The organism is Shewanella chilikensis (genome assembly GCF_037953065.1).
GTDB lineage: Bacteria > Pseudomonadota > Gammaproteobacteria > Enterobacterales > Shewanellaceae > Shewanella > Shewanella chilikensis.
In genome coordinates, this window is sequence record NZ_CP149966.1 from 1265841 (window position 1) to 1279811 (window position 13971).

Below are 13971 nucleotides of genomic sequence, written 5' to 3' on the forward strand. Positions count from 1 at the left end.
TCGGTCACACTCCTGATGTGATACTGCTGCTCGACAGACTTTTTGTGTTAGATTAGATAGAACTTTCTAATGCATTACTCAATTGGTAATCGACAAAATGAAACACTTACCCAGTTTGAAAAATCTCTATTATCTGGTGAACCTGCATCAGGAACAGAACTTCAACCGGGCAGCCAAGGTGTGCCATGTTAGCCAATCGACGCTGTCCAGCGGGATCCAAAATCTGGAAGAACAGTTGGGTTATCAGCTGATTGAACGGGATCATAAGTCTTTTATGTTTACCGCTATCGGTGAAGAAGTAGTACAGCGTTCGTTGAAAATTCTGACCGATGTCGATGACTTGGTGGAATTGGTGAAAAACCAGGGTGCGCCTATGACTGGAGAGATCCGACTTGGCTGTATTCCCACCATTGCCCCGTTCCTGCTGAGCCGTGTAGTTAAGCAGTGCCAGAAGACCTATCCGGATCTGAGTTTGCTGCTCAAAGAGGACACCACAGAGCGTTTGTTGACAGCTTTGGGTAAGGGCGAGTTGGATCTGTTGTTGTTGGCTCTGCCTGCTGATACTTCCGGCTATCACAGCATGAAAGTGGGTATAGATCCCTTCAAGATGGTGGTGCACAAGGACTTATCTGCCGATATTCATGAGCCGGTGGACTATCAGGCGCTGCCGGATGAGAGTATTTTTCTGTTGCAGAGTGAGCACTGCATTACCGGTCATGCCATCAGTGCCTGCCAACTGGGTGACAGCGCCAAGGTCAACCCTTTTGCGGCCACCAGTTTGCACACTCTGGTACAGATGGTGAACAGTAAATTGGGTACGACTTTCCTGCCGCAGATGGCAATAGATGCCGGGATATTGAAAGACACAGATCTGGCGGTGATGAGCCCTCCAGGGGAGGCTCCATATCGTGAGATAGGTCTGGTATGGCGTCAGACTACCAGCCGGATCCTGACTTTCAGAACTTTGGGGCTGGAGATCCAGCAGCTGCTTCAGCAGCAGGTTTAGGCTTGGATTCAAGTCGTAACAGTAAGAAAATACATCTATGATATCTTAGAAAAGCCTTGCAGGATGGGGCTCTGCGTAGAGTCGTTTACTCAAACTGCTCTACGCAGGTATATTGAAAGCTCAAGAGCGGTAGTTACACCGATTCAAAACTGGAGCTTGACGTTGCCTCAGTTGTTCATCCATTTTGAAGAGCGACAGGAAACCTACATTGCGCTGTGATTTTTAACGTGACACAGAATTTTGAACACCTCCTTCGAATATAATCCGTAAAGCATGTTACTTGACGATGAGCTTCATCTTTACCATCAATATAGCGTTGTGAAAACAAACTAGGGACGATTCCCTAAGTCATCTTACCTGATGGACATACTTATTATTGTAAGAGTAAGACTCCATTCAACTATTCACCTAACTTCCTTTTATAACTCCTTATTGCACATTGTTTTTAAATTGATGGTTTTAGTTGTGGGTGATGGATAGGTGTTTTATTTGGTTTTTGTTTGGTGTGTTTGTTGGTTTTTTGAGGGCGGTTTGTTTTGGGTGTTGACTTTTTGCCTGTTGTTGTGTTGGATGATCATTGATAATGATTGTACAAGTGGAATGACTTTAAACATGGAGTGTTTGTCATTATGCGTTGGCTCCCCCGTTTTATTTTGCTGGTTTCTTTCGCAGTTCTAACAATATCAACAGTGCACGCATCATCCACTGCCCCTTTAAGTGGCGCTTTTCGGGTCAGTGAGCAAGGTGCGGCAACATATACCATCCCCATAGATACTCCCGCAGCCAGAGGTAAACTAAAGCCCGCCGTAGAGCTGAGTTATTCATCAGGTAGCGGCGAAGCCATTATGGGATTGGGGTGGGGGATTCAGGGGCTTTCTGCCATCAGCCGCTGTCCAAAAACCATTGAACAGGATGGCTATTTACAAGGTGTAGAGCTTACCAACAAGGACAGTTACTGCCTTGACGGTGCTCGTCTGGTTTTAACCGCCGGAACCCATAGTCTAAATGGCGCCGAGTACCATAAGGAGCTGGATGATGCCTCCGTGGTTACTGTGATTGGCCAGGCGCCTGGCGGCGGCCCAGCGGCCTTCAAGGTTGAAACCAAATCGGGAGACATCTATTTCTATGGCGATGTGGATGAGGTTTCCGGGAAGCAGTTTCTGGATGTGAATGGCACCTCATCATCCGGAGATGGTTATCGGTCCGTATCTCAAAACAACAGTGATGTGATTTATCATTGGAGTCTGAAGGCCATTGAGGACTCTGTAGGTAATTACATTAGTTATCACTATGAAAACATCGCCGGTGAGCAATACCTGAAAAGCATCGATTACGCCGGGCACAGCAATGGTGAGGTTCCCTATAATCAGGTCAGATTTATCTATACCCCCCTTAGTTACCCAAAGTATGGTTATTCCTATGGCACCTCTGTTGCGATAAAGCAGCAATTGCAAAAGATTGAGGTGAGGCTGGATGACGAAGTCGACAAAACCTATTACCTGACGTATCACAAGGCGACTTCCAGCGATAAGCATGATTACCTTGAGCAGGTTAAAGCCTGTATTGGTCAAACCCAAACCGACTGCAGCACACCGATAACCTTTGAGTGGGACAGACCGCCGGGTGCATCTGCTGGCCCTGCTTATCAACCCTTTTCCGGCAGACGGGCGTTGAATATTCCGTCCGGTAACAACGACACCGCCAAGTTTTTTGATATGGACGGCGACGGCTTATCAGATATCGTTTATGTACGGGGCGGGCGTTGGTACAAGCGTGGTATTCAGTCGGGTATTGAACAGGCGATGGCCTCGACCGGAGCCGCTAAGGCGGCTTATGCCCAAACCATAGATTATGATGGTGATGGCCAGCGTGACTTGTTGGTGGCCAACAGTGAAACCGCCAATTGGCAAATTCTGTCTTTTAAACCTTCTACTTATCAGCACACTGTGTGTGAGCCAAATGGCCGTGGTACTCAGCTATGTGAGGATGTTGAGCGTGTAGTGAATTACACGCTCAAGGATTTGGGGCGTAAGGCTATTGGGCTTGAAGGCAAAGCGCTGGTTGCCGATGTCAATGGTGATGCATTGGAAGACATCATCTTCATCGATGGTGGCGCCATCAAGTGGTATCGCAATCTGGGAAATGGAAGTTTTGCTGCGGCGCAAAGTCTTTATAGCTTTCCCAGTACTGAAGTTGGGCACAACACCAGTGTTCACCAGTGGCATTCCAGTCGAGGTTTTGGCAGCTCCTTTATGGATATCAACGGTGATGGACTCACCGACTTTATGTTGGAGGTTAGAGAGCGGGAGGCCGTGTGTATTTCCGGTAGCGGCAAAGTGATTTCGGGAGTGACCGAGAATGAGTGTCGTCTGGATATCAGAGGTACTTGGTCTGTCAGTGATTACGAGTATTGGAATCTTTATGTCTCGACTGGCTCCAGTTATCAAAGACGGCAGAAAATTTACCGGGGGCCACACAATAATATCAATATCGCCAATACCCTACGCAGTGCCGATTTCAATGGTGATGGCTTGTCGGACATTGCCTATGTCAATAATAATAAATGGTTTATTCAACTGTCAGATGGCAATGGTTTCTTGCCTCGAATGGATACGGGCATTACTACTTCCGATACTCAGAAGTACAAAACCTATTTTATCGATATCGCGGGTGATGGCAGAGCCGAAATGGTGGTTCAGCATACCTCGTCTCAGGCGTTGGTGTATCACTCCAACCCCGAGTTAACTTCATGGACCACTTATGGCGCAATCAATTACCTGTCCGATCAACCATTGAATTTTGCGGATATCGATGGTCGTGGAAAACTGGATATTGTCTATTTCAGTAACGGTCAATGGCAAAGGTTAACCCATAAGAGCCATGCATATCACAATACCATCAAGGGGATTACCGACGGATTTGGAGTCAAGACCAGGGTGACTTACGCGTCGTTGACGGAAAAGTCTGCTGGCGAATACAGTGTCTATAAGACTCAGGTTTCCAGTTATCTGGACAACAGTCGTAACTTCTCCCTTATTCCGCCGCAAAAAGTTGTTAAGCAAGTTGCCACTGAAACCGGGGATGGCAGCCAGGTTTCCGTTAACTATGAGTATGGCGGCTTGCTGATAAACCGTTTGGGGCGTGGCCCGGCCGGGTTTGAGTTATTACGCACCATAGACAATCAGACTCAGGTGGTGACCGAGACTATCTATCATCAGTTGTTCCCGCAAATAGGTTTGCCCCTGGCAACCAAACAAACCTATCAGGGAAAAACATTGTACTCGGCAATCAATGAATACAGCTTTCAGCGAGGCAATGACGGCATTTATAGCCGGGTTGAAGAAAACGTGGTGGAGCGTACCTCTCAATATGGCAGCGATGGGGGGGTAAGGGAGTTAACGCAGACAAACACCCAGACTCAGTTCGACGACTGGGGAAATGCCATTGCCATTAAAGCGGATGTAACTGACCTTGAAGCCAATCAATTGGTTTCAAGGGTCGAGACGGTTAACCAGTATGATGGTCAAGGTGGCGGCGAAGCCAAGGGGCGACTGAGTCATACCAGGGTGACTAAATCACGCTTTAATCAGCGAGAGCAGGTTCAGGCGATAGTGACCGAGAGCGCATTCAGCTATTACGATAACGGTTTGCTGATGAACTCAACGGTATCGCCAAATGACAATCGCTACAAATTGACTACCGGCAAAACCTATGACATTTACGGCAACACCCTGACAGAGCGGGTCACCGGAGGCGTAGATGCCGCCGGCAACACCCAGCAGTCGAGACAGATGAGCTATCTATTCGATGCCAGAGGGCGTCTGCTCAAGACAGTGACCAACGCGGCAGGCGACAGCAGCACCTATACCTACAATGGTCAGTCTGCAGACCAGGTAACGGGTAAAATCACTCAAATTACCGTGACTGATGCCAATGGTCGCAAACTGACCAAGGACCATGACAAGTGGGGAAGGCTGGTGCGGGAAGTCACTCCGGATGGTGTTCCAACAAGCTATCAGTATGCCACCTGTGATGCCGGGTGTTCACCTCTCGGTCATGGCCATTTGGTTACCACCAAGACCAAGGCCGGTGCGCCTCAATCCAAAGTCATCACAGATAAATATGGCCGTGAAGTCGGTAAGCAGAAGCAGGGTTTTGATGGGCAATGGATTGTTACTGCAACCAGCTACGATGCGCAGGGAAGGCCTGTCAGACAATATGAACCCGCTTTTGCCGGTATCAGTGCCTATTACACCGAAATAGAGTACGACCACTTTGGTCGGGTCATCAACCAAACCAATCCCAACGGTGGTGTTTCCAGTATTCAATATCTGGGATTTGAGACGCTGACGATAGACCCCAATGGCAAGCAAAAGCGCGCTGTCTCCAATGCCATGGGTGAGCAATTTAAAGTTGTTGATGATATCGGCAACGAACTGGAGTTTGTCTATGATGCTGGTGGCAAGCTGGTGAAAAGTTTTATCACCTCAGCATCGGGACAAGAGCTGCTGCGCACCGAGGCAAGCTATGATGCCTACGGCCGCAAAATCAGCACCAAGGACATTGATAAGGGACAGTGGCGCTACACTTATAACGCCTTTGGCGAAATGCTGTCACAGACCAATGGCAAATCCCAATCCAGCTTTATCTACTATGACATTCTGGGGCGTAAGGTCAGGCAAACTGAGCCAGATGGCACCTCTTGCTGGACCTATGGTAACAAAGGCAGCAAAACCGCCGGTTTACTTATTACGGAAACCCGTTTCGACACCGTTGTGTCCAATTGCTCTCAAACCGGCTGGGTGCACAGCAAGCAGAGCGGGTATGACAGTGCCGGCCGGTTGGCCAGCAGCAAGACAAGCATAGCAGGTAGTAGCTATGAGCATCGCTTTAGCTATGACAGCCATGGCAGAGCGGCGACTCAGACATACCCCAATAACTTGCTGACGGTTGTCAATCACTACAATGCTCAGGGATACCTTTTCAAGCGTACCGACCAACAAACAGGTAAGGCATATCAAACTATCACCGAAATGAATGCCCGTGGGCAGGTGGAGCAGGTGCGTTATGGTAATGGTGCCCAGGAATCAACCGTTTTTGATGCAAGCACTGGTTGGGTTAGCGGTATCAATTTGACCACTGCGGGAGTAACAGCCCATCAACTTGACTATCGCTTTGATACTGTAGGTAACCTGGAGTACCGTCAGCACAACCTGTCTTCGGCTCCAGCCACATTCAGCGAAAACTATCACTATGATGATTTGTATCGCCTGTATGAGCGTACCGTCAGTATCCACTCCGGTGGTACGAGTCTGCCATCAGACTTTAAAGCCACCCATGAGATGCAATATGACGATTTGGGCAATATCACCTTTAAAACCGGTGTTGGTGATTACCGCTACGATAGCACCAACCCTTACCGTTTATTAGATATTTGTGGTAAAGGAGGCTGTGGTGCGCTTGAAACAACACCTGTAAGTAAATCCTGCCCAACAGGTTATGCGCTCAATGCGGCAGGCACAACCTGCCAAAAGAGTGAAACTCAATCAGCATCGCTAAGCTACAGCTATAGCTGTCCCAGTGGTTACACTCTTTCCGGTACAACTTGTTCTAAAACGGAAACCAAAGTTGCACAGGTTAAAACCGAACAAACTTGTCCTAAAGGTGGCTACTTAAATGCATCAACGGGTAAGTGCTCTCGAGATTTCACCATAGTTTCAGCAACTAAACCTTCAGGAGCAGGGGTTGTATGCGGTGGTGGTGAACCAATGGGAGGAGGGCGCCGTCTGTGGGAGTGTACAGAAACGTATCAATCCACACCTAAACAGGTCTATAACTGTGATGCGGGCTGGACATTAAGCGGCACTAACTGCACGCGGACGCTATCACAAGCGGCAACAAAGACGCCTGTTTATTCTTGTCCCGCTGGCTGGTCTGTTTCAGGGAGCGCTTGTGATCGAACACTCACTGCCCCTATAACCTACAGCTGTCCAACGGGGTGGACGCAAAATGGCGCCCAGTGTAGTCGTGCCCGTCAAGCCAGCTATGTGATGGTTTATGATAAGAATGGCAATATCACCCAGGATGGCAGTCGCCGTTTCACTTACAGTTCTTACGATTTGGTCACCAACATTACTCAAGGTGGGGAATCAACCCGCTTTAAGTATGATGCCAACCGGCAACGCTACGAGCGTTACGACGTTAAAGTTGAAGCGGGAGTGACAAGCTATCTCACCACCTTATATGTCGGGGGGTATGAGAAAGTCACCCGTAGCGGCGGCAACAAACCGGCACTCACCGAGCAAAAATTGTATGTCGGCAATTTGGTGATAACCAAGCGTAGTAATAACACTGTTGACGAGTTTTACCTGCACAAAGATCATCAAGGCTCAACCACGACGATTACCAATAAGTCAGGTAATGTGGTGCAGCAGTTTACCTATGACCCTTGGGGTAAACAAACCGCCGCCTATAGCCATTCACTGTTGAATGATTATATCGCGCCCGCGGCATCCAAAGGTTATACCGGGCATGAAGGTATAGATAACCTGAATCTTATCCATATGAATGGGCGTATCTATGACCCCACCATAGGACGTTTCTTGCAGGCCGATCCGCATATCCAAGCGCCAACCGATACACAAAGCTATAACCGTTATAGTTATGTTTTGAATAACCCGATGAGCTTTACTGATCCCAGTGGATATTTCTTCAAGAAACTATATAAAGCTTTGGGGAAAATTGATGGTCGTTATCACACTCACAAGTATATTTTTTCAAAAAACCAGGCGCTTGCTAATGTAGTCCAAGTAGGGTTGAACTACATTCCCGTCTTCGGTCAACTGGCATCAGCACACTTTGCTTTTGATAGGGCGTTTTATGCGACAGGAAGCTTAAGATCTGCATTTAAGTCCGGTGTGATTACATATGCAACTGGTTATATACTATCAGAAATAGGTAACCATTCATGGTGGGGACAGGCAGGGAGTCCGCAAAATATTGCAGCAAATGCGATAGTTGGAGGGATTAGCTCAGAACTGCAGGGAGGTAGTTTCGGACATGGGTTTATAGCAGCAGGGGTTACCGCCTCATTTAAGCCAATGATTAATGATATCGGTGGCGATGGGAGCGCCAACTCAGCTATTGCTCGAGGGGATGTGTCTGGTTTAAATACATATAAAATACATAGGGTAGTTGCAGCTGCCACTATTGGCGGAACATCTTCAGCTATATCTGGGGGGAAATTCACTAATGGGGCCTTAACCGGAGCATTTATTCAAATGTTCAATGGCGAAACTCGAAATCGTGAACAGCTGATGTGGGTCGCTTCTTCTCCAGAACATGCCAAAATTATTGTGATGATGCGGAATCTTGCTCAAGATTCTGCAAACGAATATGATATCAACTGTTCGGGAGTTAGATGTGCTCTTCCTTGGATAAGAGGTTCAGGAATCCATAAGTTGTTTGCCGATAAGGTTAGAAGCTTAGGGACAAATTTTTATGCTGAAGTGTCATATAAGGGTGGTTTCCCTGTTACATATGGTACAACTGGGTCAGTTAGAGCTGACGCTATCTATGGGCCAATAGCAAGCCCTGAAATTGTTTTTGAATTAAAAACTGGCTGGGGTTGGGTCAGTACTGGTGAATCGAGGGCATATTTTGAGAATATTCCAAGAGGTAGAGATCCAGCCTTGTCAGTTATCAAGGTGAATTAGAGTGAATATTAGAAGGTTAATAAAAATAGTGTCTAAAGATTTTCCCGAGCTTACGTGTTTTGGAAACTACTTGGTATTTAAAAGGTTTGAGTTTGTTCTTTCGGGAATAGCTATCGAGAAAACAGGTTCAGGTATATATTTTTATAAATTTATGTACCCAACTTTTGATATCCAACAGGAAGTTAACCTTTTGTATAGTGAAAGGTTAGGGGCAGAAAAGTATTATCTCGATATTACGAATTTAACTGCAGGGGTTATTGAGTTTGAGCTAAGGCGTCGTATAAGAATGGCACTGAATCAAATTGAGAAAGTTGTTTCACTTGAAGATTTTATTGATGTTTTGAACAGCCGGGAAGGGTTAAGAGAGCATTCTCACGCTCGTATGGTCTGTGGGCTGTCCTTATTGTTGTTAAATAGGGAAGATGAATCAGAGTTGGTGTTTGAGGAAGTTAAAGGCACTTTCCATCCTTCAATAGCAAAAGATTGCTTAGATTTTATTGATATAGCGAAACGCAGCCCTGATGAAGCCAGAAAAGTATTGTTTACAAAAGATACTGCATTTAAAATTAAGTATAAGTTAACCATAGAGAAAGTAGACACCCAACCTTAAGGTCAGGGCGGGATTCCACTTTGCTCATGATTTAACCAAATAGTAATTCTGAGCGAAATATTGGATTCCAAGCGTCGAAGTGCCGCTTGCTCATCATGCTGTCTTTTTTGAACGGAAAACAGGACCGGAAAACAGGACAGCCATATCTTTTTGATGTTTCGCACAGTTTTGACTAGGCTTTGAAATACCCATCAAAGCTCAGTCGATAACTGATAGTTTGAATACTATTGCAGGCACAAAAGCTGGAGCGGAAGTATTAACAGGATTAATAGAAGCTGGAGGTTCTGTGACATTTGAGTATGCTAAAGGTACTTTAGCAACTGCTGGAGAATGGTTTGGCAACGACTCTACCATCTACTTTGATCCTAACCATGCAACTAAGGTTGTAACTAGTGGAAATTTATATAGAACAGCTAACCCTGATATGATTCTCGCTCATGAGTTGTATCATGCATGGAATAATGCTGCATCTAGTTGGTTTTCTGGCGAAGGAGCTAGACGTATTGGTAGTGCAGTATATGGTGCTTCCAGCACAAGAGGCATACGCAACAAGACACACTAATTTAATTAGGAGAGAACTAAAGTATGGCTATATAAGAACGCATTATCGCCATAATGGTCGCCAGTATTGTGTAGAGGGTTGTTAGTATGAAAAAACTATTTTCAATTTTAGCCGTGACATTTACTCTAACCGCTTGTCTAAGTGATACTGTAAGTTGGGATGGTAGTTATAATCAACTTCCTGAAGTGGGTAAGTCGTGTGCTGTTTCTTGGGTAGATAATTTTTATAGTGTTGAGCAAGCTGAAGAAGCAATTAAAAGCTTAGGGTTTAAGCCAGATAAAATAATTGTCCTTAAGTCTGGATCTTCAGGTATGGCCGCTTATAACTTTACCGCACTAGTGGAGTCCAAAGGGAAATACATGTCTATAGTTAGTAGCTCAAAATATGAAAAAGCTATAGTGGCCGTACTTAATGGTAATATTTTTAATCAATTGTCAATATATATGAAATCTATAGAGACTGATGGCAATAAGATTTACAAGGGAGATATTGCGAATGTGAGTCATGTGCCTTGTGATTTTATTTACTACAAGTCACAAGGTAAGGCTTTTAAACAAGCCTATATAGGCTTGTTTAAATCAGGGGGTAACTTTGCTAAAGCAATAAAGAAATTACCAATTGGTTCTTATCAACAAAAAGAGTTAATGTCTACACCACTACCTGTACCTTCAGAACATAGATTGGAAAAACTAAGAAAAAGAATTGAAGAAAACTTGTTCTTTGAATTGGATGATATAGAAGATTTGTAGTCGTAGAGTTGGGTTCACGGAAAACAGGACGGAATACAGGACAGCCATATCTTTTTGATGTTTCGCACAGGCTTGACTAGGCTTTGAAATACCCATCAAAGCTCAGTCGAGGTTGGTTATGACCACCGCCCGTCGCCAGTTGATAGATGCTGAAAGTACACCCTTTTACCACGTGATTAACCGTTGCGTGAGAAGGGCATTTTTGTGTGGTGAAGATGCACTGTCGGGGCGCAGTTACCAGCATAGAGGTGGCTGGATAGTGGATAGAATCAGGCAGTTGTCGTCAATATTCTGCATCGACGTTTGCGCTTATGCGGTTATGAGTAATCACTACCATTTGGTGCTCAAAATCGACCTTGCTGCGCAACAAGCGTTGTCGCCATTTGAAGTCATCGAGCGTTGGACAGAGCTCTTTAGTGGCAATCCTGTGGCGGCAAAGTTCCTCAAGGGCGATAGTCTCTCGGAAGGCGAGCGAATACAGTTGGATACGCTGATTAGCGATTGGCAGGAACGCCTTGGCAGTATCAGTTGGTTTATGCGCTGTTTAAACGAAGATATCGCCCGCAAGGCCAATCGAGAAGATGGCTGCAAGGGCGTATTCTGGGAAGGGCGCTTTAAGTCGCAGGCGCTGCTCGATGAACAGGCGCTGCTGGCCTGCATGATGTACGTGGATTTAAATCCCATTCGCGCAGGTATTGCAGATTCACTGCAAACTTCTGATTACACATCCATTCAGGAGCGCATAGAGGAAGTTGCTGAGCCAGCAACTGCCAACATTTCACTTAAGCCACTGTTGCAATTTGATGGTGCAGCCACTGCCGCCGAACAAAGCGGTATCCCGTTTCACTTTGCCGACTATCTGGAACTGATTGATTGGACAGGCCGGGCGGTGCGGGAAGACAAGCATGGCTTTATTGCCTGTTCCAGGCCCAAACTACTGCTTGAGCTTGGTATCAGTGACGATGCCTGGATAACTTCCGCCAAGGAGTTTCGCCGTCAGTACAGTGGCATGAGTGGCCGATGGGATGCAATGTGTGCCATGAAGGCCAAATATGGCGGTAAATGGTGCCGGGGTAAGCAACAAAGCCAAGCAATACATCCCCATTAACCTTAAACCCTTGGTGATTTTGCATAAACAAGCTTAAGCCTGCCGTTGGCATGCTTGGCAACCGCAGTTTTTGCATGAACCTCGCAGATTACTCATCTTAGAGAGTCTACTTCTAATAATTCATCGTCATTTATAAGCGATTGAGACCGAATGATAGGCTTCCTCGTGGCTCGCAAAGTGTTTAGGATGTCCTGTATATGGCACTGTATATGGCGTCCTGTATATGGCGCAACAATCGTTGTCGCCATTTGAAGTCATTGAGCGTTGGACAGGGCTCTTTAGTGGCAATCCTGTGGCGGCAAAGTTCCTCAAGGGCGATAGTCTCTCAGAAGGTGAACAAATACTGCTTGATTCGCTTGATCCGCACCGCTAATACAGGACACGCTACTAAGCAACACTCTTTAGTTCGTAGTTTTCTGGACTGATATAGCCCAGAGCACTGTGCCTTCTTGTTCGATTGTAATCAACCTCGATGTATTCAAACACAGCCCGACGCATTGTTTCTCGATTCATGATTGGCTCGTATTGCACCGCTTCAACCTTCAACGAGTGGAAGAAGCTTTCGGCGCAAGCATTATCCCAACAATTCCCTTTACGGCTCATGCTTATCTTCAAACCATGCGCCAAAGCTAGGTTTCGATAAGCGTGTGAGCAGTACTGGCTGCCTCTATCGCTGTGAACGATGACTCCTGTGGGCATGCCGCGACGAAACAGTGCCATACGGAGCGCATTACAGGTTAAGTCAGCTGTCATTCGGGGGCTCATCGCCCACCCTACGACAGCGCGTGAGTAAAGGTCGATGATAACGGCCAAGTACAGCCAGCCCTCGCTGGTCATTAGGTAGGTGATGTCGCCCACCCATTTTTCATTGGGCGCCGCAGCGGTAAAGTCTCTCCCAAGCAGGTTTGGCGCCACAGGAAGGCGATGGTCGCTGTTAGTCGTCACTTTGAATTTGCGGGCTGCTTTGGGCACGAGCTGTTGCCGTCTCATGCTATCAGCAATGGTTTTTACATTGGCTCTCTCGCCGTCATCTGCCAGTTCGGCCTGAATGCGTCGGGCACCATCGCGCTGTTTGCTGGCGTCAAATGCGGCCTTGATTTTCCTATCCCTGTCATCACGTTTCAGTTGTCGTTTACCAAGCTCGGAGCTGGCGTTACGCCATGCATAATACCCACTACGCGAGACCTTGAGCACAACAGTCATACGCTTTACCGAGAAGCGATGCTGGTGCTCAAGCATGAATGCAAACCGGTTCACTTTTGATTCTTCGCGAAGTAGGTAGCCGCCTTTTTTAGAATGGCGAGGTCCTCTGCTTGCTCTGCGAGCTGGCGTTTGAGTCGCGCCACTTCGGCCGTGAGCTCAGCTTCGCGCTGACTGGTGTTCGTATTCTTCTCTGCGGCATTACGCCAGTTGTAGAGTTGGGAGTCGTATATACCCAGCTCTTTAGCGGCGGCGCTTACCCCTTTGATTTTTGCTAGCTTAAGGGCTTCAGCTTTGTACTCAGATGTATAGGTTTGTCGTTTGGTCTTTGATGTCATTGTTCACCTCGTTAAACGATTTTACTCGCTTAGCGTGGTGTCCAAAACTATCGGGGCGGATCAGAAGTTGCTGAGCCAGCAACTGCCAACATTTCACTTAAGCCACTGCTGCAATTTAATGGTGCAGCCACTGCCGCCGAACAAAGCGGTATCCCGTTTCACTTTGCCGACTATCTGGAACTGATTGATTGGACAGGCCGGGCGGTGCGGGAAGACAAGCGTGGCTTTATTGCCTGTTCCAGGCCCAAACTACTGTTTGAGCTTGGTATCAGCGATGATGCCTGGATAACTTCTGCCAAGGAGTTTCGCCGTCAGTACAGTGGCATGAGTGGCCGATGGGATGCAATGTGTGCCATGAAGGCCAAATATGGCGGTAAATGGTGCCGGGGTAAGCAACAAAGCCAAGCAATACATCCCCATTAACCTTAAACCCTTGGTGATTTTGCATAAACAAGCTTAAGCCTGCCGTTGGCATGCTTGGCAACCGCAGTTTTTGCATGAACCTCGCAGATTACTCATCTTAGAGAGTCTACTTCTAATAATTCATCGTCATTTATAAGCGATTGAGACCGAATGATAGGCTTCCTCGTGGCTCGCAAAGTGTTTAGGATGTCCTGTATATATGTGATGATTCTAATGGATTACAGATTGTAGCGGCAACTGGAATAGGTGGTGGTGGGCCA

General features: G+C 46.7%; 8 protein-coding genes and 2 pseudogenes. 9 read left to right on the top strand and 1 reads right to left on the bottom strand.

Translation table 11 applies throughout. The annotated features are described in order from the left end of the window. Nucleotides 1-97: 97 nt before the first annotated feature. The 8 genes and pseudogenes from oxyR (at nt 98) to WKR14_RS05895 (ending at nt 12123) form a co-directional block, all read left to right on the top strand. Nucleotides 98-1006 (top strand): hydrogen peroxide-inducible genes transcriptional activator OxyR, encoded by a 909-nt coding sequence (gene oxyR, locus WKR14_RS05860; RefSeq protein WP_052248010.1) that lies wholly within the window; start codon nt 98-100, stop codon nt 1004-1006. 85 nt (nt 1007-1091) lie between these two features. Beyond that, nucleotides 1092-1225: pseudogene (locus tag WKR14_RS05865) on the top strand (IS256 family transposase); the annotation flags it as partial. Nucleotides 1226-1635: 410 nt separating this feature from the next. After that, complete coding sequence (locus WKR14_RS05870) at nt 1636-8721, top strand: FG-GAP-like repeat-containing protein (protein ID WP_339087506.1); 7086 nt, start codon at nt 1636-1638, stop codon at nt 8719-8721. A 1-nt stretch (nt 8722) separates the two neighbouring features. Beyond that, nucleotides 8723-9331, top strand: a complete 609-nt coding sequence (locus tag WKR14_RS05875) for a hypothetical protein (protein ID WP_101056702.1) — start codon at nt 8723-8725, stop codon at nt 9329-9331. 205 nt (nt 9332-9536) lie between these two features. After that, nucleotides 9537-9893, top strand: coding sequence for a M91 family zinc metallopeptidase (locus tag WKR14_RS05880; protein ID WP_335918033.1), 357 nt, complete (start codon nt 9537-9539; stop codon nt 9891-9893). An 86-nt stretch (nt 9894-9979) separates the two neighbouring features. After that, complete coding sequence (locus WKR14_RS05885; protein ID WP_339087507.1) at nt 9980-10642, top strand: hypothetical protein; 663 nt, start codon at nt 9980-9982, stop codon at nt 10640-10642. Nucleotides 10643-10760: 118 nt separating this feature from the next. Continuing rightward, a complete protein-coding gene (locus tag WKR14_RS05890; protein ID WP_339087508.1) occupies nt 10761-11750 on the top strand; it encodes a transposase in 990 nt (329 codons plus the stop codon). 223 nt (nt 11751-11973) lie between these two features. Next, a complete protein-coding gene (locus WKR14_RS05895) occupies nt 11974-12123 on the top strand; it encodes a hypothetical protein (protein ID WP_339087509.1) in 150 nt (49 codons plus the stop codon). 14 nt (nt 12124-12137) lie between these two features. On the opposite strand, the gene WKR14_RS05900 is transcribed toward WKR14_RS05895, so the two are convergent. Next, a protein-coding gene (locus WKR14_RS05900; protein WP_115389451.1) for an IS3 family transposase occupies nt 12138-13288 on the bottom strand; the annotation gives its coding sequence in 2 pieces (ribosomal slippage) (nt 12138-13045 and nt 13045-13288; 1152 coding nt in all). An 84-nt stretch (nt 13289-13372) separates the two neighbouring features. Here WKR14_RS05900 and WKR14_RS21375 point away from each other — a divergent pair. Then, nucleotides 13373-13711, top strand: a pseudogene (locus WKR14_RS21375) (alpha-amylase family glycosyl hydrolase); the annotation flags it as partial. Between the last annotated feature and the right edge of the window lie 260 nt (nt 13712-13971).